The sequence below is a fragment of the Escherichia sp. KTE96 genome (assembly GCF_000408525.1).
GTDB classification, from domain to species: domain Bacteria; phylum Pseudomonadota; class Gammaproteobacteria; order Enterobacterales; family Enterobacteriaceae; genus Escherichia; species Escherichia marmotae.
The window spans coordinates 2,904,677-2,925,105 of the sequence record NZ_KE137149.1; the positions used below are offsets into that span (position 1 = coordinate 2,904,677).

General features: G+C 49.1%; 21 protein-coding genes and 1 other annotated feature. Of the genes, 13 read left to right on the forward strand and 8 right to left on the reverse strand.

Annotated elements, in window-relative coordinates; translation table 11 throughout:
• Positions 1-183 precede the first annotated feature (183 nt).
• Both A1WG_RS01095 and cobO read left to right on the forward strand, forming a co-directional pair.
• Positions 184-942 carry a YciK family oxidoreductase gene (locus tag A1WG_RS01095; RefSeq protein WP_001516494.1) on the forward strand — a complete coding sequence of 253 codons (759 nt, stop codon included), beginning with the start codon at positions 184-186 and terminating at the stop codon, positions 940-942.
• Positions 939-1,529, forward strand: a complete 591-nt coding sequence (gene cobO, locus A1WG_RS01090; protein ID WP_001516495.1) for a cob(I)yrinic acid a,c-diamide adenosyltransferase — start codon at positions 939-941, stop codon at positions 1,527-1,529. The genes A1WG_RS01095 and cobO overlap by 4 nt, the downstream gene beginning before the upstream one ends.
• Positions 1,530-1,581: 52 nt before the next feature.
• On the opposite strand, the gene A1WG_RS01085 is transcribed toward cobO, so the two are convergent.
• From A1WG_RS01085 to rnm, 6 genes are all read right to left on the reverse strand, one after another.
• Positions 1,582-1,890 (reverse strand): hypothetical protein, encoded by a 309-nt coding sequence (locus A1WG_RS01085; RefSeq protein WP_001516496.1) that lies wholly within the window; start codon positions 1,888-1,890, stop codon positions 1,582-1,584.
• Between the two features lie 10 nt (positions 1,891-1,900).
• Positions 1,901-2,923 (reverse strand): hypothetical protein, encoded by a 1,023-nt coding sequence (locus A1WG_RS01080; protein ID WP_001516497.1) that lies wholly within the window; start codon positions 2,921-2,923, stop codon positions 1,901-1,903.
• 169 nt (positions 2,924-3,092) lie between these two features.
• Positions 3,093-3,968 (reverse strand): 23S rRNA pseudouridine(2605) synthase RluB, encoded by an 876-nt coding sequence (gene rluB / locus A1WG_RS01075; protein WP_001291217.1) that lies wholly within the window; start codon positions 3,966-3,968, stop codon positions 3,093-3,095.
• Between the two features lie 212 nt (positions 3,969-4,180).
• Positions 4,181-6,082, reverse strand: coding sequence for a DUF2207 domain-containing protein (locus A1WG_RS01070; protein ID WP_001516498.1), 1,902 nt, complete (start codon positions 6,080-6,082; stop codon positions 4,181-4,183).
• 27 nt (positions 6,083-6,109) lie between these two features.
• Entirely contained in the window at positions 6,110-6,730 is a 621-nt protein-coding gene (locus A1WG_RS01065; RefSeq protein ID WP_001516499.1) for an L-threonylcarbamoyladenylate synthase, read from the reverse strand.
• Positions 6,727-7,608, reverse strand: a complete 882-nt coding sequence (rnm, locus tag A1WG_RS01060; RefSeq protein WP_001285652.1) for an RNase RNM — start codon at positions 7,606-7,608, stop codon at positions 6,727-6,729. Before rnm ends, A1WG_RS01065 begins: the two co-directional genes overlap by 4 nt.
• Before the next feature lie 137 nt (positions 7,609-7,745).
• Between rnm and trpL the strand changes: the two genes are divergently transcribed.
• The 6 genes from trpL (at position 7,746) to trpA (ending at position 14,412) form a co-directional block, all read left to right on the forward strand.
• Positions 7,746-7,790, forward strand: coding sequence for a trp operon leader peptide (gene trpL, locus A1WG_RS23980; RefSeq protein ID WP_001700591.1), 45 nt, complete (start codon positions 7,746-7,748; stop codon positions 7,788-7,790).
• Positions 7,767-7,860: a sequence feature (Trp leader region), on the forward strand. (Overlaps the previous gene by 24 nt.)
• 21 nt (positions 7,861-7,881) lie before the next feature.
• Complete coding sequence (trpE, locus tag A1WG_RS01055; protein WP_001194558.1) at positions 7,882-9,444, forward strand: anthranilate synthase component I; 1,563 nt, start codon at positions 7,882-7,884, stop codon at positions 9,442-9,444.
• Complete coding sequence (gene trpD, locus A1WG_RS01050; RefSeq protein WP_000763504.1) at positions 9,444-11,039, forward strand: bifunctional anthranilate synthase glutamate amidotransferase component TrpG/anthranilate phosphoribosyltransferase TrpD; 1,596 nt, start codon at positions 9,444-9,446, stop codon at positions 11,037-11,039. Before trpE ends, trpD begins: the two co-directional genes overlap by 1 nt.
• Entirely contained in the window at positions 11,040-12,401 is a 1,362-nt protein-coding gene (gene trpCF, locus A1WG_RS01045; protein WP_000983852.1) for a bifunctional indole-3-glycerol-phosphate synthase TrpC/phosphoribosylanthranilate isomerase TrpF, read from the forward strand. It abuts the gene before it with no gap.
• 11 nt (positions 12,402-12,412) lie between these two features.
• Positions 12,413-13,606: a tryptophan synthase subunit beta gene (gene trpB, locus A1WG_RS01040; protein ID WP_000209515.1), complete on the forward strand. Its 1,194-nt coding sequence runs from the start codon at positions 12,413-12,415 to the stop codon at positions 13,604-13,606.
• A complete protein-coding gene (gene trpA, locus A1WG_RS01035) occupies positions 13,606-14,412 on the forward strand; it encodes a tryptophan synthase subunit alpha (protein WP_001516501.1) in 807 nt (268 codons plus the stop codon). Before trpB ends, trpA begins: the two co-directional genes overlap by 1 nt.
• A gap of 168 nt (positions 14,413-14,580) precedes the next feature.
• Here trpA and ompW read toward each other — a convergent pair whose 3' ends face one another.
• Positions 14,581-15,234, reverse strand: coding sequence for an outer membrane protein OmpW (gene ompW / locus A1WG_RS01030; protein WP_000737210.1), 654 nt, complete (start codon positions 15,232-15,234; stop codon positions 14,581-14,583).
• Positions 15,235-15,750: 516 nt separating this feature from the next.
• Between ompW and A1WG_RS01025 the strand changes: the two genes are divergently transcribed.
• From A1WG_RS01025 to yciA, 3 genes are all read left to right on the forward strand, one after another.
• Positions 15,751-16,494, forward strand: a complete 744-nt coding sequence (locus A1WG_RS01025) for a YciC family protein (RefSeq protein ID WP_001516502.1) — start codon at positions 15,751-15,753, stop codon at positions 16,492-16,494.
• A 30-nt stretch (positions 16,495-16,524) separates the two neighbouring features.
• Positions 16,525-17,064: a septation protein A gene (locus A1WG_RS01020; protein ID WP_000808656.1), complete on the forward strand. Its 540-nt coding sequence runs from the start codon at positions 16,525-16,527 to the stop codon at positions 17,062-17,064.
• Between the two features lie 104 nt (positions 17,065-17,168).
• On the forward strand, positions 17,169-17,567 hold the full coding sequence (gene yciA / locus A1WG_RS01015) for an acyl-CoA thioester hydrolase YciA (protein WP_000108161.1): 399 nt from the start codon (positions 17,169-17,171) through the stop codon (positions 17,565-17,567).
• Positions 17,568-17,606: 39 nt separating this feature from the next.
• Here yciA and tonB read toward each other — a convergent pair whose 3' ends face one another.
• Entirely contained in the window at positions 17,607-18,326 is a 720-nt protein-coding gene (gene tonB, locus A1WG_RS01010; protein ID WP_001516503.1) for a TonB system transport protein TonB, read from the reverse strand.
• 223 nt (positions 18,327-18,549) lie between these two features.
• Here tonB and A1WG_RS01005 point away from each other — a divergent pair, with 223 nt between their 5' ends.
• Positions 18,550-18,846, forward strand: a complete 297-nt coding sequence (locus A1WG_RS01005; RefSeq protein ID WP_000967596.1) for a YciI family protein — start codon at positions 18,550-18,552, stop codon at positions 18,844-18,846.
• 319 nt (positions 18,847-19,165) lie between these two features.
• The gene (gene kch, locus A1WG_RS01000; RefSeq protein ID WP_001516504.1) at positions 19,166-20,407 is read left to right on the forward strand and encodes a voltage-gated potassium channel protein; all 1,242 of its coding nucleotides are present in this window, start codon (positions 19,166-19,168) and stop codon (positions 20,405-20,407) included.
• The last annotated feature ends 22 nt before the right edge of the window (positions 20,408-20,429 follow it).

The following is a 20,429-nucleotide window of genomic DNA, read 5'->3' on the forward strand; positions in this document are numbered from 1 at the left end:
CAGTTTACAACAGGCATGTTAAGCCGTCTCGCAGAGATATTCTTGACGAGAAAGTATGACAAAGTATTCATTTTACGGCGTTATCGCTCCTGGCTGATTGAAATGCGCCTCTGTTTAAGGCATAACCCCTCAAAGTCATAAGTACACTGGCAACGCGACGGATAATGTCGTTGAGGAGTAGCCATGCATTACCAACCAAAACAAGATTTACTCAATGATCGTATTATCCTGGTGACCGGTGCCAGCGACGGAATTGGTCGTGAAGCCGCTCAGACTTATGCGCGTTATGGCGCGACGGTGATTTTACTGGGTCGTAACGAAGAAAAATTACGTCAGGTCGCCCGGCGTATGTTCGAAGAGACCGGACACCAGCCACAGTGGTTTATTCTCGATTTGCTGACCTGCACATCCGAAGATTGCCATCAACTGGCACAGCGCATTGCCGTTAATTATCCGCGTCTGGACGGCGTTCTGCATAATGCCGGATTGCTTGGCGAAGTTTGCCCGATGAGCGAACAAAATCCGCAGGTCTGGCAGGATGTCATACAGGTCAACGTAAATGCTACCTTTATGCTGACCCAGGCACTTCTTCCTTTATTACTCAAATCGGACGCCGGTTCGCTGGTCTTTACCTCATCAAGCGTTGGACGTCAGGGGCGTGCCAACTGGGGCGCATATGCTGCCTCTAAATTTGCCACCGAAGGGATGATGCAGGTACTGGCCGATGAATATCAGCAGCGTCTGCGTGTGAACTGCATTAACCCGGGCGGTACGCGCACCGCCATGCGTGCCAGTGCCTTCCCTACGGAAGATCCGCTGAAGCTCAAAACACCCGCCGATATCATGCCGCTATACCTCTGGCTGATGGGCGATGACAGCCGCCGTAAAACCGGTATGACCTTTGACGCCCAACCGGGCCGTAAACCAGGAATTTCCCAATGAGTGACGAACGCTACCAACAGCGTCAGCAACGTGTTAAAGAAAAAGTGGATGCCCGCGTGGCGCAGGCCCAGGATGAGCGCGGCATTATTATTGTTTTTACTGGCAATGGAAAAGGCAAAACCACTGCGGCATTTGGTACGGCAACACGCGCGGTAGGTCACGGAAAAAAAGTGGGCGTCGTGCAGTTTATTAAAGGCACCTGGCCTAACGGCGAGCGCAATCTACTGGAACCACACGGCGTCGAGTTTCAGGTGATGGCAACAGGTTTTACCTGGGATACGCAAAACCGCGAAGCTGATACCGCTGCCTGCCGTGAAGTCTGGCAACATGCAAAGCGAATGCTGGCTGATTCCTCGCTGGATATGGTTTTGCTCGATGAGCTGACGTATATGGTGGCGTATGACTATTTGCCACTGGAAGAAGTGGTGCAAGCCTTAAATGAGCGTCCACATCAGCAAACGGTGATTATCACGGGTCGTGGCTGTCATCGGGATATACTTGAACTGGCAGATACCGTCAGTGAATTACGCCCCGTCAAACATGCGTTTGATGCAGGAGTTAAAGCACAAATCGGGATTGATTATTAAGTGAAAGCACCTCAAAAGATTGCCTCTTGAGGTGCTTTAATCATAATTATATTCAAGCGGCAATAGCGAAATTCAGAATGCGTTTAATCTCATTCAAATGTCCCGGATATGCTTCATGATTCTCAGCGTCAACATCTTCAATAAATAATATCAGTTCAGTAATTAACGCATTCGCATCTTCATAACTAATTCCGCTTAACTCTGGTGAGGTTTCAGAACCATAGTTAATCGTCAGGTTGTTCATAATCGAGAGGATAAGGATAAAATATTTATGACAAACCTTACATGTGGTTTTATTGCCCAGGGTATTATACAGCATGTCGAGTAATGCCAGTATTCTACGATTTTGTACATCGTTCATAAAAAGCCTCCTATAACATTATTCCGCTAGCAATAAGTAGTTTTGCCAGCCCCTCAGACGCCTTTAACCCACTAATTACTTGTGCACGTAATATTTCATTTAGCCTTTTTTGTTCAGCCGCTGTGCGTGTTTTATTAGTGTATAAATCCTTAAGGTGATTCCCCTCGTCAAGAAATGAGTTCAGTGCTTGTATTGCTGGAATTGCTGGATCTGCTGCACGAAGACGTGTTTCATTAATGCTGATAATCGCAGCCAGGAATTCTTGTCTGCTCTTCAATGTCTTAAATTCATTACCTCCTCCTTTTTTTAAGGAGGCATTGTAATAAACGAGATTATTATGTACCGTCGCAAAGGTATTTCTTCCGGTTTGTTTACCTTTTGTCGCGATATCGTTTCGTATATCAGTTAGATCATTTTTTATTCTTTGCCAATGATTATTTACCGTACTACCTATATTCCCTGCGCTTACCCTTGTATTATACAACCCATTGAAATAAACCACTAAATCTTTAACCGCTGCTGCAGATTTTGTTAATGTTCCACCATCATTGATGCCCAGAAGTGCCCCCGCATTATTCGCGTGATCCAGAGCTTGTTTAAGCAATATGAACTGTTTGCTGTCTTTTACATCTAAATCCTCATTCAAAAGTTCGACATAAGAACTCATACTGCTAATGATTTCCATAGAAGCCAGCAATCTTTCTTTTTCAGTAGTGACTATCTTTGTAGTAAAAAGATCTTCTTGAGATTTTTTGTGCTTATCTCCAGGTTGCTGACACAATGACTCATTACTGGTACTGTTTTCAATAACTACCTCATAATCTGGTCGGGGTGCACACTCCGGATTAGTCGCATAAAAATTAACAAGAAAGTTTTCACGAGAAGCATAGTATTGTTTAAAGAAACTTGCATTCGCCGCCACCGCCTTGTTACCCGCAGTAATAACAGTTTCAGCTTGTTCATTTTTCAAAGCATCGGTTGCACAACCTGAAATCATTAACAGCGATAGAAATACTCCACTATATCTAATCATAACCCACCTCTTGACGTTGAGTTTATCTCAGATAATTAAATAGTAATGTGGCTATTTCCGGGCATTATTCATAAGCAAGTATGAAATTAAATTAAAATGCTGCGACTATTTATCATGCTTCAAATGAAGAAAAGGCCCCGCAGGGCCTTTATTTTATACTTAACGTAAATTAACCGTTATTATTACGTCCGCCAGAACGACGACCGCCGCTCACCTGACTGTGACGTTTCACCGCACGTCGAATTTGATTCGCCTTCATACGACGACGATCTTTTTCTACGGCAACTTTAGAACTGGTTTCTGGCGGCAGTTCCACCAGTTCACGCAAATAGTTAGTCTGAGCGAGATCCAGCTCCGTCCAGCCACCGCGTGGCAGGCCTTTCGGCAGTGGGATATCACCGTAGCGCACACGAATCAGGCGGCTAACCTGCACGCCAACCGCTTCCCAAAGACGACGAACCTCACGGTTACGGCCCTCGGTAAGAGTGACGTTATACCACTGGTTGATCCCTTCACCGCCACTGAACTTGATGGTTTTAAAGGCTGCCGGACCATCTTCCAGTTGCACGCCGCGACTCAAATCACGCAGTTTTGCATCGTCAACCTGACCAAATACACGCACGGCATATTCACGTTCAACTTCACGGCTTGGGTGCATTAAGCGGTTTGCCAGTTCACCATCGGTGGTGAACAGCAACAGACCACAGGTGTTAACGTCGAGACGGCCAACGGCAATCCAGCGCGCCCCACGCAGCTTCGGCAGACGATCAAACACGGTCGGACGCCCTTCCGGGTCATTACGAGTACACAACTCGCCTTCTGGCTTGTAATAGGCCAGAACGCGACAAATTTGTTCAGCGGACTCACGTACCGAAATCAGGTGACCATCGATACGGATTTTCAGCCCAGGGGTAACTTCAACGCGATCGCCGAGTTTAGCAATTTTGCCATCAACACTCACACGACCGGCTTCAATAATAGATTCAATTTCACGGCGAGAACCGTGGCCGGCACGCGCCAGCACTTTCTGTAGCTTTTCGCTCATAGAGCTTCCTTTTGGTGTCGCCTTCCCAGGCGTCTGATATGCTTTTGTGCAACAATGAGTCAGAACTTACATCTGACTCACTGATAGTAAAGTCTGTTTGAACTCTTCAGGCCTTAAGTAAACGACTCGACGTTTTAACTGGCCTGGCTTTGAGGCGCAACATACTACACTATCTTTATGGTTAAAGCTTGTTTCGATTAACATCGGTTTGGTTACCAACCACCACCGCCTCCACCTCCCGCACCGCCACCAGCGCCAGAACCACCACCGGAATAGCTCCGCCCCAACAAACTGGTATAGGCCCCGCAACTCAGGTGCGTCTGTAATGAGAATAAAACGCCGTTACGGGCAATCTCTGGAGCGCGAATAGCCGAAGAGAGCGAAGGGGCGATGCGTAACGCCCATTCCCTCCCCAAATTTGCTGATATAGCCCAACCTAACAAAGCGTAATCCAGTTTCCGTGTTTCCCCTTTCCGCCGCCGCCCACTGTGCGTTGCCGCCTCTTTACGCGCAAGATAGTTAACGATAGCTTCACCGTGGGCATAACGTTGCTGCCCAGTTTGGGTAAACTTTGGCAGAAAAATATACCCCATGCCAGTGAGATAACCGGTCAGGAAAACAGCGCTAAAATAACCCGCTGGCATATACCAGTAAAAGAATACATCTCCGACATTGATGTAGAGAGAATAGAAGGCCACGCCTGAACAAATCAGTGGTAAAAACAAAGTGATTATTACACGATTAACGCAAGGCTTGTCATCATCGCGGGCCAACAAAAGCTCAAGGGAACAAAATAAAAAAGGAAGAAGCCAGCAGATCATAATAAACATATCGCCCACCAGACTCATTCCTGCCCAACCTATGGGACTCAGATTACCGTAGAGAATGACCGCCAATATCGCCATTCCCCCCCATTGCAAAAACGCATCAGGTCGGTAAAAGGAAGACTTTTTACGCGGCAGATAAAATTTCTGCATCCGTAAAAATGCTCTGCGTAAGACGCTGTTGCGCCTCCCCGTGAGAACGACCTTATCGCCTTTACGAAATAACGCTTCCAGTAATAACTGCTCTGCGGGCAGTAATACCGCATTATTTCTGGTGGCGCCTTCATTAACATGGATCAGGGTTTGCTGATTTTTGTCATACTGATCTTCCAGATGAATTTTTCCTTTCACAATCAGATTTACGATATCGGCACAAAAACCTTTATCGTCGTAAACCAGCTTCGCATCGAGACGTAACATTCCGGGCGTGTAATCTGGCGGAATGACATCGGTTTCAATCACATCTACCGGCGTAAATTGCGGCCTGCGCTTCCAGAGATATAACCATCCACACGCCAGGAGCAAACACGGTAACCAAATGATAAGAGACGATGTTGAGGGTCCAAAAAGATGGCTAAAAATATTCGTCGTGTGTTGTGCCGGGACATTATCCAGCAAGGCATGAGGCCAACGGTAGAGAACCGTGAAGTCTTCTCGATAAAACGGATCGCGAGATTCAATTCTTCCGTCCTCAAGGATGCGGCCATTTCGATATGTGTCGCCCTCATCTCCGGTAAAGATATCGATTTCACTAAATGGATTACCCGCAATATTAGAGAACTTGAGTGAAAATCGGGTCTTATAGATTTCAAACGGCCAGTTACTACCGGTCACGTTCCAGATTAGCAGGTCAGAATCTCCCTCACGCAGGAAAGCATTTTTAACCTGATAATGAATTTGATAATGATAGTCGCCTTGAGGCAAGAAACGTTGTTTATCGCCCACGACAATACTCATTAACCCAATATGCCAGTCAAGATGCCAGGGTTCAGGAACGCCGTCACGGGTAACGCCAACAATACGATAGTTCAGCAGTGCAGCGTCCCCATTAGACTGCATCCATAGTCGTGGTAAATCACGAGAAAATCCGTGCTTAATCTGCTGATTTCGCGCCTGAAAATAAATATTCTCTTTGATGTCGAGCACCCCATCCGGTTGCAGAGTGGCTTCAACATCAAAGAGCGAGATCCCTTCTTCATATGAAGGGATCTCCGTGTTTTTCGCATAACTCAACGAAGAGAAAAAAAGCCCAACTATCAACAGCAAAATGCAGCGATATATCCCTGCCATAATCTTCCATCCGTGGAACGCAATTTCTTATAAGAAAGGTTTCACATCACCTACGCCTTCACGCACCACGACTGGTGTGTCATCAGTGAGATCGATAACCGTTGTCGGTTTCTGTCCGAGATAGCCGCCGTGAATAATCAAATCCACCTGTTTTTCCAGACGATCTTTAATTTCTTCCGGATCGGATTCGGTAAATTCACTGCCAGGTAGCATCAGCGAGGTAGAAAGCATCGGTTCACCCAGCACCTCAAGTAATGCCTGGGCGATGGGGTTAGATGGCACGCGCATACCAATGGTTTTACGTTTTTCCTGCAACAGTCGGCGCGGCACCTCTTTCGTTCCCTTCAGGATAAAGGTGTAGTTACCTGGCGTGTTGTTTTTCATCAGGCGAAACGCGACGTTATCAACAAAGGAATAGGTCGAGAGTTCGGAAAGATCACGACACATCAGGGTAAAGTTGTGACCGTCCGGCAACTGGCGAATGCGACAAATACGCTCCATCGCGTTTTTATCTTCAATTTTACAGCCCAGTGCGTAGCCTGAATCGGTAGGATAAACAATCACCCCACCTTTACGCACAATCTCCACCGCCTGGTTGATCAGACGCTGTTGCGGATTATCTGGATGGATATAAAAAAACTGACTCATACTTCCCTCTCTGTCTTGTTCTGTGGCTGTTCCCAAAGCTGCCAGACGCCTTCAACGCCTGCGGGCAGCCAGAGTTTACGCCCCAGTTCAATCCACGGGCACGGCTGATGAAAATCAGAGCCTTGTGATGCCCATAAATGGTGCTGGCGTACAAGTGTCGCCAGTTGGGTGCGTTCATTGGGCGATTGCTGGCATTGCGCGACTTCCATCGCGTCGCCGTGATGTTCGGCAAAATGCGCAACCAATCTTTTCAGCCATTTAGCACTAAGATTGTACCGCCCTGGATGAGCCAGCACCGCCTTACCGCCAGAATGATGAATGACATCAATAGCTTGTTCTATTGTACACCACTGTGGCGGAACGTATCCGGTTTTCCCGCGCGCCAGATATTTTTTAAAGACGTCCGCCATTGAACTGGCTTTGCCACACTCGACCAGAAAACGAGCAAAATGTCCGCGAGTTACCGCGCCGCCCTGCGCTAGTCTTCGCGCCCCTTCCAGCGCGCCCGGTATTTGCGCTTTTTCCAGCCTTTCTGCGATTAACTGCGCCCGCTGATTACGCCGTTCAGTTTGCTGTGCCAGGAATTCACACATTGCCGGATGAGAAATATCAATATTCAACCCGACAATATGAATTTCATGATTTTCCCATACGGTGGAAATTTCCACGCCAGGAATAAGATTCAGTGCCAGTCCCGAACGTGAAATTTCTTCTCTTGCTGGCGAGATCCCTGCCGTGGTGTCATGGTCGGTGATCGCCAGGGTGCCGACGCGCATTTCTGCGGCACGGTGTACCAGCGCTTCCGGTGTCAGGCAGCCATCGGAAGCCGTAGTATGGCTGTGCAGGTCATAAATGACTGCGTAATTCGTGTCGCTCAAGGCGCACTCCCATTTTGGATAATGTTTTTTGCGTCGTCATCATAACGGTTCTGGCAAATATTCTGAAATGAGCTGTTGACAATTAACCATCGAACTAGTTAACTAGTACGCAAGTTCACGTAAAAAGGGTATCGACAATGAAAGCGATTTTCGTACTGAAAGGTTGGTGGCGCACTTCCTGAAACGGGCAGTGTATTCACCATGCGTAAAGCAACCAGATACCCAGCCCGCCTAATGAGCGGGCTTTTTTTTGAACAAAATTAGAGAATAACAATGCAAACACAAAAACCGACTCTCGAACTGTTAACCTGCGCAGGTGCTTATCGCGATAATCCGACCGCGCTTTTTCACCAGTTGTGCGGAGCACGCTCTGCTACGCTGCTGCTGGAATCGGCAGATATTGACAGCAAAGATGATCTGAAAAGTCTGCTGTTAGTGGATAGTGCGCTGCGTATTACCGCATTAGGTGACACTGTCACAATTAAAGCGCTAACTGACAATGGGACATCTCTGCTTGCATTACTGGATAGCACTCTGCCTGCTGGCGTAGAAAATGAACAATCGCCAGATTGTCGCGTGCTGCGTTTTCCGCCCGTCAGCACTCTTTTGGATGAAGATGCCCGTTTATGCTCCCTTTCGGTTTTTGACACTTTTCGTTTGTTGCAGGATCTGGTGAATGTGCCGAAGGAAGAACGAGAAGCGATGTTCTTTGGCGGCCTGTTCTCTTACGACCTGGTCGCAGGATTTGAAGATTTACCGCAACTGGCGGCTGAAAATAACTGCCCTGATTTCTGTTTTTATCTTGCTGAAACGCTGATGGTGATTGACCATCAGAAGAAAAGCACACGCATCCAGGCCAGCCTTTTTGGTCAGAATGAAGAAGAAAAACAGCGCCTCACTGCTCGCCTGAACGAACTTCGCCAGCAACTCACCGAAATCGCGCCGCCACTGCCAGTGGTTTCCGTGCCACATATGCGTTGTGAATGTAATCAGAGCGATGAAGAGTTCGGCGGTGTCGTGCGTTCGTTGCAAAAAGCGATTCGCGCCGGAGAGATTTTCCAGGTCGTGCCATCTCGCCGTTTCTCACTGCCCTGCCCGTCACCGCTGGCAGCTTATTACGTGCTGAAAAAGAGTAACCCCAGCCCGTACATGTTTTTTATGCAGGATGATGATTTCACTCTGTTCGGCGCGTCGCCGGAAAGTTCACTCAAATACGACGCCACCAGTCGTCAGATTGAAATCTACCCGATTGCCGGAACACGCCCACGCGGTCGTCGCGCCGATGGTTCACTGGACAGAGACCTCGACAGCCGGATTGAACTATCGATGCGTACCGACCATAAAGAGCTTTCCGAGCATCTGATGCTGGTGGATCTCGCCCGTAACGACCTCGCGCGCATTTGCACCCCCGGCAGCCGCTACGTAGCCGACCTCACCAAAGTTGACCGTTATTCCTACGTGATGCACCTCGTCTCCCGCGTGGTCGGTGAACTGCGCCACGACCTTGACGCCCTGCACGCTTACCGCGCCTGTATGAATATGGGCACGTTAAGCGGTGCGCCGAAAGTGCGCGCCATGCAGTTAATTGCCGAAGCAGAAGGTCGTCGACGCGGCAGCTACGGCGGCGCGGTAGGTTATTTCACCGCGCACGGCGATCTCGATACCTGCATTGTCATCCGTTCGGCGCTGGTGGAAAACGGCGTCGCTACCGTGCAAGCCGGTGCTGGCGTGGTGCTTGATTCTGTTCCGCAGTCGGAAGCCGACGAAACCCGTAATAAAGCCCGCGCTGTACTGCGCGCTATCGCCACCGCGCATCATGCACAGGAGATTTTCTGATGGCTGACATTCTGCTGCTCGATAATATCGACTCTTTTACTTACAACCTGGCAGATCAGTTGCGCAGCAATGGTCATAACGTGGTGATTTACCGCAACCATATTCCGGCGCAAACCTTAATTGAACGTCTGGCGACGATGAGCAATCCGGTGCTGATGCTTTCACCCGGCCCCGGTGTGCCGAGTGAAGCCGGGTGTATGCCGGAGCTACTCACCCGTCTGCGTGGCAAGCTGCCGATTATCGGTATTTGCCTCGGTCATCAGGCGATTGTCGAGGCTTACGGCGGTTATGTCGGCCAGGCGGGGGAAATACTCCACGGCAAAGCTTCCAGTATTGAACATGATGGTCAGGCGATGTTTGCCGGGTTAAGCAACCCGCTGCCGGTGGCGCGTTATCACTCGCTGGTTGGCAGTAACATTCCGGCCGGTTTAACCATCAACGCCCATTTTAATGGCATGGTGATGGCGGTGCGTCATGATGCAGATCGCGTTTGCGGTTTCCAGTTCCATCCGGAATCGATTCTCACCACCCAGGGCGCACAACTGCTGGAGCAAACGCTGGCGTGGGCGCAACAGAAGCTGGAACCGGCCAACACGCTGCAACCGATTCTGGAAAAGCTGTATCAGGCACAGACGCTTAGCCAGCAGGAGAGCCACCTGTTGTTTTCAGCCGTAGTTCGCGGCGAACTGAAGTCCGAACAACTGGCGGCGGCGCTGGTGAGCATGAAAATTCGCGGCGAGCACCCGAATGAAATCGCCGGGGCGGCAACTGCCCTGCTGGAAAATGCTGCGCCGTTCCCGCGACCTGATTATCTGTTTGCCGATATCGTCGGCACCGGCGGTGACGGCAGCAACAGCATCAACATATCTACCGCCAGTGCTTTTGTCGCCGCGGCTTGTGGACTGAAAGTTGCGAAACACGGCAACCGCAGCGTTTCCAGTAAATCCGGTTCGTCCGATCTGCTGGCAGCATTTGGTATTAACCTGGATATGAATGCCGATAAATCGCGCCAGGCGCTGGACGAGTTAGGTGTCTGTTTCCTCTTCGCGCCGAAGTACCACAGCGGTTTTCGCCACGCGATGCCAGTTCGCCAGCAACTGAAAACCCGCACCCTGTTTAACGTGCTGGGGCCATTGATTAACCCGGCGCATCCGCCGCTGGCGTTAATAGGTGTTTATAGCCCGGAACTGGTACTGCCTATTGCCGAAACCCTGCGCGTACTGGGGTATCAACGTGCAGCAGTGGTGCATAGCGGCGGAATGGATGAAGTTTCTTTGCACGCGCCAACGATTGTTGCGGAATTGCACGATGGAGAAATCAAAAGTTATCAACTGACTGCTGAAGATTTTGGCCTGACGCCCTACCACCAGGAGCAACTGGCTGGTGGGACTCCGGAAGAAAACCGTGACATTTTAACACGCTTGTTACAAGGTAAAGGTGACGCCGCTCATGAAGCAGCCGTCGCGGCGAATGTCGCCATGTTAATGCGCCTGCATGGCCATGAAGATCTGCAAGCCAATGCGCAAACCGTTCTTGCGGTACTGCGCAGTGGTTCTGCTTACGACAGAGTCACCGCACTGGCGGCACGAGGGTAAATGATGCAAACCGTTTTAGCGAAAATTGTCGCAGACAAGGCGATTTGGGTAGAAGCCCGCAAACAGCAACAACCGCTGGCCAGTTTCCAGAATGAAATTCAGCCGAGCACGCGACATTTTTATGATGCGCTGCAGGGCGCACGCACCGCGTTTATTCTGGAGTGCAAAAAAGCATCGCCGTCAAAAGGTGTGATCCGTGATGATTTCGATCCTGCACGTATTGCCTCCATTTATAAACATTACGCTTCAGCAATTTCGGTGCTGACTGATGAAAAATATTTCCAGGGGAGTTTTGATTTCCTCCCTATTGTCAGCCAAATCGCACCACAGCCAATTTTATGTAAAGACTTTATTATCGACCCTTACCAGATCTATCTGGCTCGCTATTATCAGGCTGATGCCTGCTTATTAATGCTTTCAGTGCTGGACGATGAACAGTATCGCCAGCTCTCCGCCGTCGCCCATAGTCTGGGTATGGGCGTGCTGACCGAAGTCAGTAATGAAGAGGAACTGGAACGCGCCATTGTGCTGGGAGCAAAAGTCGTTGGCATCAACAACCGCGATCTGCGTGATTTGTCGATTGATCTCAACCGTACCCGTGAGCTTGCGCCGAAACTGGGGCACAACGTGACGGTGATCAGCGAATCCGGCATCAATACTTATGCTCAGGTGCGCGAGTTGAGCCACTTTGCTAACGGCTTTCTGATTGGTTCGGCGCTGATGGCCCATGACGATTTGAACGCCGCCGTGCGTCGGGTGTTACTGGGTGAGAATAAAGTGTGTGGCCTGACTCGTGGGCAAGATGCCAGAGCGGCTTATGACGCTGGTGCTATTTACGGCGGATTGATTTTTGTTGCCACATCACCGCGCTATATCAGCGTTGAACAGGCGCTGGAAGTGATAGCTGCAGCACCATTGCAATATGTCGGCGTATTCCGCAATCACGATATTAATGAGGTCGTTGATAAAGCGAATACCCTGGCATTGGCGGCAGTACAACTGCATGGCAGTGAAGATCAGGAGTATATCGACGCCCTACGTGACGCTCTGCCTGAAAATGTTGCCATCTGGAAAGCATTAAGCGTCGGTGAAGTCCTGCCTGCACGCGATCTTCAGTTCGTCGATAAATATATTTTCGACAACGGCCAGGGCGGCAGCGGACAACGTTTCGACTGGTCACTGTTACATGGTCAATCGCTAAGCAACGTTCTGCTGGCGGGTGGTTTAGGCGCAGATAACTGCGTGGAAGCGGCACAAACCGGCTGCGCCGGGCTTGATTTTAATTCTGCTGTAGAGTCTCAACCGGGCATTAAAGATGCACGCGTTTTGGCCTCGGTTTTCCAGACACTGCGCGCATATTAAGGAAAGAAACAATGACAACATTACTTAACCCCTATTTTGGTGAATTTGGCGGCATGTACGTGCCACAAATCCTGATGCCTGCTCTGCGCCAACTGGAAGAAGCCTTCGTCAGCGCGCAAAAAGATCCTGAGTTTCAGGCGCAGTTTAACGACCTGCTGAAAAATTATGCCGGGCGTCCGACCGCACTCACCAAATGCCAGAACATCACGGCGGGAACTAACACCACGCTGTACCTGAAACGTGAAGATTTACTCCACGGCGGCGCGCATAAAACCAACCAGGTGTTGGGGCAGGCATTGTTGGCAAAGCGGATGGGTAAAACCGAAATCATCGCGGAAACCGGGGCCGGTCAGCATGGTGTGGCTTCTGCGCTTGCCAGCGCCCTGCTCGGTCTGAAATGTCGCATCTATATGGGTGCCAAAGATGTCGAACGCCAGTCGCCAAACGTTTTTCGGATGCGCTTAATGGGTGCAGAAGTGATTCCTGTACATAGCGGTTCCGCAACACTGAAAGATGCCTGTAACGAGGCGTTACGCGACTGGTCTGGTAGCTACGAAACTGCTCACTATATGCTGGGTACTGCTGCCGGCCCGCACCCTTACCCAACCATTGTGCGAGAGTTCCAGCGGATGATTGGCGAAGAAACGAAAGCGCAAATTCTGGAAAGAGAAGGTCGCCTGCCGGATGCCGTCATTGCCTGCGTTGGCGGCGGCTCGAATGCTATCGGTATGTTTGCTGATTTCATTAATGAAACTGACGTCGGTCTGATAGGTGTTGAGCCAGGTGGTCATGGCATCGAAACCGGCGAGCACGGTGCACCGTTGAAACATGGTCGCGTGGGCATCTATTTCGGTATGAAATCACCGATGATGCAGACCGAAGACGGGCAGATTGAAGAGTCTTACTCCATTTCTGCCGGTCTGGATTTCCCGTCCGTCGGCCCACAACATGCGTATCTCAACAGCATTGGGCGCGCAGATTACGTTTCAATTACCGATGATGAAGCACTGGAAGCGTTCAAAACACTGTGCCTGCATGAAGGGATCATCCCGGCGCTGGAATCCTCCCACGCCCTTGCCCATGCACTAAAAATGATGCGCGAAGCCCCAGAGAAAGAGCAACTGCTGGTGGTTAACCTTTCTGGCCGCGGCGATAAAGACATCTTCACCGTTCACGATATTTTGAAAGCACGAGGGGAAATCTGATGGAACGCTATGAAACTCTGTTTGCCCAATTGAAGGAGCGCAACGAAGGCGCATTTGTTCCTTTTGTTACCCTCGGTGACCCCGGCATTGAACAGTCGCTGAAAATTATCGATGCCTTGATTGAAGCTGGTGCCGACGCGCTGGAGTTGGGCATTCCTTTCTCCGACCCGCTGGCTGATGGGCCAACTATTCAAAACGCGACCCTGCGGGCTTTTGCCGCAGGCGTAACTCCGGCTCAGTGTTTTGAAATGCTGGCGCTGATTCGCCAGAAGCACCCAACCATTCCCATTGGCCTGCTGATGTATGCCAATCTGGTATTTAACAAAGGCATTGATGAGTTTTATGCGCAGTGCGAGAAAGTCGGCGTCGATTCAGTGCTGGTTGCTGATGTACCTGTAGAAGAGTCCGCGCCTTTCCGCCAGGCCGCGTTGCGCCATAACGTCGCACCTATCTTCATCTGTCCGCCGAATGCCGACGATGATTTGCTGCGCCAGATTGCCTCTTATGGTCGTGGCTATACCTATTTGTTGTCGCGTGCGGGTGTGACGGGTGCGGAAAACCGCGCGGCATTACCGCTTAATCATCTGGTCACGAAGCTGAAAGAGTATAACGCTGCGCCTCCATTACAAGGGTTCGGTATCTCCGCGCCGGAACAGGTAAAAGCGGCGATTGAGGCAGGCGCTGCGGGGGCTATTTCTGGGTCAGCAATTGTGAAAATCATTGAGCAACATATTAATCAGCCAGAGAAAATGCTGGCAGAGCTGAAAACGTTTGTTCGCCCGATGAAAGACGCCACGCGTCTTTGAGACTGATGACAAATGCAAAACTACCTGATGCGCTACGCTTACCTGGCCTGCACACACCATACAATACATTGATTTTTCAATATTTTGTAAGCCAAACAAGACGTTCACACCGCATCCGGCATCAACAAACCGCCAGAAAGTATCTGGCGGTTTGTTGATAGCAAAGAATTAAAAACGATAACCCGCAGAGAACATAAACACCCACGGGTCAAGGCGCACATGGTCAGAATAATGTCCTGCCGGCAGTACTGCGCCGTTGGATTTATATTTCACGTCGGTATCGATATCCATGTACCAGACCGACATATTAAGCAACCAGTCACGGTTGATGAGATAATCCAGACCAACTTGCCCCGCCACTCCCCATGAATCCTTCAGACTAAGATCGGATAATCCAAGACCTTCACCGGTATCATTGAAGTCATTATTAAAGAAGGTGGTGTAGTTAATACCAGCACCGACGTAAGGACGGAATTTACTGCTGGCATCACCAAAATACCACTGCGCCATCAATGTTGGCGGTAAATGGTGGACTGTCGCAATATCTCCGGTCGTGGCTGTGCCAACTTTATGGCGGAACGGTGATGCTGCCAGCAGTTCAACGCCAATGTTATCGGTCGCCATATAGGTAAAGGTCAGCCCCAGTTGGGTGTTATTGGTCACACTAAATCCACCCAGGCTTCCCAGAGTCCCACCCGCGCCTTCAGTTGGACGTACAGTCGCTGAACCTGCTCGAATGAAGAACTCACCTGCTTCATGCGCATAAACGCTGCCAGAGAGAAGTGTACTTACTGCCAATGCCGCCACTGTTAATTTTTTCATGCTCGCTCCGTCGTTATGGTTATAAAAACGTGACGAATATACCCACATTGGAGTAACAAGTGATCCTACACAGATCACACTACATTTTCTAAATCACCATTTATTGATCTGGATTAATTTAGAAGTTGCATTGCAAATCCTGGTTAATGTGATGTAAATCAATTCCACCGTATTTCACTCCAAATACATCCTTTTGCCACCTTATTGCCTCTTGAATCTGGTTCCTTTTTGCTCTGCCACCCCAAAAAACCGTCAGTGTGTCGCTCTGAAAAGCACCTCTGGAAAACGGTAAACTGCGGTATTTATGCAAACAGACCGTCCATATGGCAGAAATTTGCCATATCAGGAGAAGTCTGGGAAATCAACGAAACCTGTAATCGCGCCCACGCCCTCGGCGGATTACCAGTGCTTTACAAAGATATGCTTTTCCATACATGTCCTGATGCTGCCACTGAGAGGCTAACCAGGGTACAATTGCCCGCTAATTAACACCTGCATAAAACTCAAGGAGAGTGCATGTCTATCACGGCGCAGTCCGTATACCGTGACACCGGAAATTTCTTCCGTAATCAATTTATGACCATTCTGCTGGTATCACTGCTATGTGCATTTATCACAGTGGTGTTAGGACATGTTTTCTCACCCAGTGACGCACAACTTGCGCAGCTCAATGACGGTGTTCCCGTTAGTGGCAGCGGTGGGTTATTCGATCTGGTACAAAATATGTCCCCGGAACAGCAGCAAATTTTGCTGCGTGCGTCTGCCGCGTCCACCTTTTCAGGATTAATCGGTAACGCCATTCTCGCGGGCGGCGTATTATTAATTATCCAGCTAGTGTCCGCAGGTCAGCGGGTCAGCGCATTACGGGCAATTGGCGCGAGCGCTCCGGTATTACCGAAGTTATTCTTGCTAATCCTTCTGACGACGTTAATTGTGCAAATAGGCATCATGCTGGTGGTCGTTCCTGGTATCATCATGGCCATCCTGTTAGCACTGGCCCCCGTGATGCTGGTCCAGGATAAAATGGGCGTTTTCGCCTCCATGCGCAGCAGTATGCGACTGACATGGGCGAATATGCGTCTGGTGGCACCTGCGGTATTGAGCTGGTTACTGGCAAAAACATTGTTGTTGCTGTTTGCCTCTTCGTTTGCCGCATTAACCCCAGAAATTGGCGCTGTACTGGCGAACACCTTGAGCAATCTGATTTCAGCCGTATTGCTCATCTATCTGTTCCGCCTGTACATGTTAATTCGCCAATAATCCTGAAGCATTTGATTACGGAATCGTAAAATGAAGCAGTTTCTTGATTTTTTACCGTTGGTTGTCTTCTTCGCGTTCTACAAGATTTATGACATCTATGCGGCAACTGCGGCGCTGATCGTCGCCACGGCGATTGTGCTTATTTATAGCTGGGTTCGCTTTCGTAAAGTTGAGAAGATGGCCCTGATCACCTTTGTTCTGGTGGCCGTCTTCGGTGGTCTGACGCTGTTCTTCCACAATGATGAGTTTATTAAATGGAAGGTCACCGTCATTTACGCTCTGTTTGCCGGTGCCCTGTTGGTTAGCCAATGGGTAATGAAGAAACCGCTGATTCAACGTATGTTGGGTAAAGAGCTTACTCTGCCACAACCGGTGTGGTCGAAGCTGAATCTGGCCTGGGCAATCTTTTTTATCCTTTGTGGGCTGGCGAACATCTACATCGCATTCTGGCTGCCACAAAATATTTGGGTCAACTTCAAAGTGTTTGGTCTGACCGCCCTCACCTTAATCTTCACACTGTTAAGCGGTATCTATATCTATCGCCACATGCCACAGGAAGATAAATCATAATCTGCCAGCCAGTCCTGCGGGACTGGCGCTGCATCTCCTCTGTTCTCATCAGGAAAATCATAGTAGCATCGCGCCTGTGATTTTCCTTTTTAGTCGGTTTTACCATGTCAACAACACATAACGTCCCCCAGGGCGATCTGGTTTTACGAACTTTAGCCATGCCTGCCGATACCAATGCTAATGGCGATATTTTTGGTGGTTGGTTGATGTCGCAGATGGATATTGGCGGTGCCATTCTGGCAAAAGAAATTGCACACGGTCGCGTCGTGACCGTCCGCGTGGAAGGCATGACCTTTCTGCGACCTGTAGCAGTCGGTGATGTGGTGTGCTGCTATGCACGCTGTGTCCAAAAAGGGACAACATCGGTCAGTATCAATATTGAAGTGTGGGTGAAAAAAGTGGCGTCCGAACCGATTGGGCAACGCTATAAAGCGACAGAAGCGTTATTTAAGTATGTCGCTGTTGATCCTGAAGGAAAGCCTCGCACTTTACCCGTTGAGTAATAGTCAAAAGCCTCCTGTCGGAGGCTTTTGAGTTTTTGCTTACTGAATTTCGGTAGTGCCATTAATTTTAAACAGAATGTTTACCACAATTCCACTCCCTGGTTTACCCGGCTCGTAACGCCATCTGCGCATCGCGTTTTTCACTTCACGCTCAAACATATTCGCAGGTTTGGCAGAAAGAATTTGTACGTTATCCACCCGGCCATCCGGTGTAACGTCAAACTTAACCTTGACCTGCCCTTCAATGCGCAATGCCTGCGCGCGCGCTGGATACTGCGGCTGATTACGGCTTAGTGCGCGCGGACCTGACGCCACACTGGTAACTGGCTTGCTGCTTGCAGCCGTTGCCGTACTGGATGTCGGGCGAGTCGGTGCCGTATTTTCAAACGGTGACGCCGGGCGCGATTCTACCGGTTTAACATCGCGTTTTGGCTGTTCCTGCACCTTTTTCACCGGCTTCGGTTTTGGCTTAGGTTTCGGCTTCGGCTTTTCAATGACCACCGGCGCTTCTTTTGGCGGCTCTGGTATCGGCTCAGGTTCCGGCTCTGGCTCCACCACCGGCTCTGGCGGCGGTTGAACAGCTTGTGGCGGTTCAAGATCCGCTGGTGCAACCATGGTGACAGAAATCGGCTGCGCAGGCGCAGGTAGTTCAATAACCTGATGTACCGAGGTATAGAGTAGACCCGCCACAACAGCACCATGAATGCAGACCGAAAGTAACGTCGGCCAGGGGAAGCGGCGAGGTAAATCAAGGGTCATTGAAGTCATAATCGTTTCAGTAGAAAAACCAGGCCTCGATTTTAAATGCAAATAGCAATCATATTCAATAAGGCAAGGCGATCAGGATCAGTGAAAATGCATTTTTTGGCTCAATTGACCTTACTTTAAGTACAGCCTTAACAAAGACATCATCTTTCCGTTGCAGATCTTTGTCCTTTCAAATAACGTACTTTACAACTTTTCCGAACAAGGAGTTGCGCCCGTGTTGTATGTTATTTACGCTCAAGACAAAGCCGATAGCCTCGAAAAACGTCTTTCCGTTCGTCCGGCACATTTAGCACGTTTACAATTACTGCATGATGAAGGCCGTTTACTGACGGCAGGACCAATGCCTGCGGTTGATAGCAATGATCCGGGTGCCGCGGGTTTTACCGGATCGACGGTGATTGCTGAATTTGAATCTCTGGAAGCAGCGCAAGCCTGGGCCGATGCCGATCCTTACGTAGCGGCCGGTGTATATGAACAAGTATCAGTGAAACCCTTCAAAAAAGTATTCTGAACATTTTCTCTTCTTCTAAGGGGCACGATGGTGAAAATCGTGCCCTTATTTATTGTTTCCTGGCTTAGGTACACCACACAATGATTGCTCCAGCAGCAACAAACAGTTAATAACTTTATCTGTATATCCTGATATATCATCAGCATATTCAGGGGAAAAATACATAATATCCTCCCCTTATGCGACAGAGCGCCTTAAAACCTTTGATTGCGACGGATAAAGTCATCTACTATTGATTAACACATTCATGAGTCGTATGTATGTTCACATTATGTACGCGTAAAGATAATTAAACAAAATTGTGGTTACAGAGGTATCAGTGAGTCACTGGGCTATATTCCGGCAAACAGCGGTAAATTTATGGGTGACACTACGGCACGATATTATCGCGTTGGCCGTCTTTCTAAATGGATTGCTTATTTTCAAAACAATCTATGGCATGTCGGTCAATCTGCTCGATATTTTCCATATCCAGGCATTTTCAGAACTTGACCTCTCCCTTCTGGCGAATGCACCTCTGTTTATGCTGGGTGTCTTTCTTGTACTGAACTCAATCGGCTTGCTGTTTCGGGCAAAACTGGCGTGGGCGATCAGTATCATTTTATTGCTGATTACACTTATCTACACCCTACACTTCTATCCCTGGCTGAAATTCAGCATTGGGTTTTGCATCTTTACACTGGTGATTTTGCTGGTGCTGCGCAAAGACTTCTCCCACAGTAGTGCCGCAGCCGGAACAATTTTCGCTTTTATTAGTTTTACGACGTTACTGTTTTATTCCACCTATGGCGCGCTTTATTTAAGCGAAGGTTTTAATCCGAGAATAGAGTGTCTGATGACGGCCTTCTATTTTTCGATAGAAACGATGTCAACGGTGGGCTATGGCGATATCGTCCCTGTTTCTGAATCGGCACGTCTGTTTACTATTTCGGTTATTATTTCCGGCATTACTGTTTTCGCCACCTCCATGACGTCTATTTTTGGTCCGCTTATCCGCGGAGGATTCAATAAACTTGTGAAAGGAAACAAGCATACGATGAATCGTAAAGATCACTTTATTGTTTGCGGGCACTCCATTCTGGCAATCAACACGATTCTGCAACTGAATCAACGCGGACAAAATGTGACTGTTATCAGTAATCTGCCAGAAGATGACATCAAACAACTCGAACAGCGATTAGGTGACAATGCTGATGTTATTTCCGGGGACAGCAATGACAGTTCGGTATTAAAGAAAGCGGGAATCGATCACTGCCGGGCTATTCTGGCGCTCAGTGATAACGATGCAGATAACGCTTTTGTCGTCCTGTCGGCTAAAGATATGAGCAAAGATGTCAAAACAGTGCTTGCCGTCAGTGATAGCAAAAATCTCAACAAAATTAAAATGGTACATCCGGACATCATTCTCTCGCCGCAACTGTTCGGCAGTGAAATCCTGGCGCGTATTCTCAATGGTGAAGAAGTTAATAATGATATGCTCGTCTCAATGTTGCTGAACTCCGGGCATGGTATTTTCAGCGATAAGAACGACGATGATGGCAACGAAACTGTGAAAAAATAAAACCGGATGGGCACCGTGATGG

Coding starts and splice junctions, on each gene's coding strand:
- A1WG_RS01080 (WP_001516497.1), bottom strand. CDS start 2,923: ATGATTAGATATAGTGGAGTATTTCTATCGCTGTTAATGATTTCAGGT.
- yciA (WP_000108161.1), top strand. CDS start 17,169: ATGTCAACAACACATAACGTCCCCCAGGGCGATCTGGTTTTACGAACT.
- trpCF (WP_000983852.1), top strand. CDS start 11,040: ATGATGCAAACCGTTTTAGCGAAAATTGTCGCAGACAAGGCGATTTGG.
- trpD (WP_000763504.1), top strand. CDS start 9,444: ATGGCTGACATTCTGCTGCTCGATAATATCGACTCTTTTACTTACAAC.
- A1WG_RS01020 (WP_000808656.1), top strand. CDS start 16,525: ATGAAGCAGTTTCTTGATTTTTTACCGTTGGTTGTCTTCTTCGCGTTC.
- cobO (WP_001516495.1), top strand. CDS start 939: ATGAGTGACGAACGCTACCAACAGCGTCAGCAACGTGTTAAAGAAAAA.
- trpB (WP_000209515.1), top strand. CDS start 12,413: ATGACAACATTACTTAACCCCTATTTTGGTGAATTTGGCGGCATGTAC.
- A1WG_RS01085 (WP_001516496.1), bottom strand. CDS start 1,890: ATGAACGATGTACAAAATCGTAGAATACTGGCATTACTCGACATGCTG.
- A1WG_RS01065 (WP_001516499.1), bottom strand. CDS start 6,730: ATGAGTCAGTTTTTTTATATCCATCCAGATAATCCGCAACAGCGTCTG.
- A1WG_RS01025 (WP_001516502.1), top strand. CDS start 15,751: ATGTCTATCACGGCGCAGTCCGTATACCGTGACACCGGAAATTTCTTC.
- trpA (WP_001516501.1), top strand. CDS start 13,606: ATGGAACGCTATGAAACTCTGTTTGCCCAATTGAAGGAGCGCAACGAA.
- rluB (WP_001291217.1), bottom strand. CDS start 3,968: ATGAGCGAAAAGCTACAGAAAGTGCTGGCGCGTGCCGGCCACGGTTCT.
- trpE (WP_001194558.1), top strand. CDS start 7,882: ATGCAAACACAAAAACCGACTCTCGAACTGTTAACCTGCGCAGGTGCT.
- tonB (WP_001516503.1), bottom strand. CDS start 18,326: ATGACCCTTGATTTACCTCGCCGCTTCCCCTGGCCGACGTTACTTTCG.
- A1WG_RS01095 (WP_001516494.1), top strand. CDS start 184: ATGCATTACCAACCAAAACAAGATTTACTCAATGATCGTATTATCCTG.
- ompW (WP_000737210.1), bottom strand. CDS start 15,234: ATGAAAAAATTAACAGTGGCGGCATTGGCAGTAAGTACACTTCTCTCT.
- A1WG_RS01070 (WP_001516498.1), bottom strand. CDS start 6,082: ATGGCAGGGATATATCGCTGCATTTTGCTGTTGATAGTTGGGCTTTTT.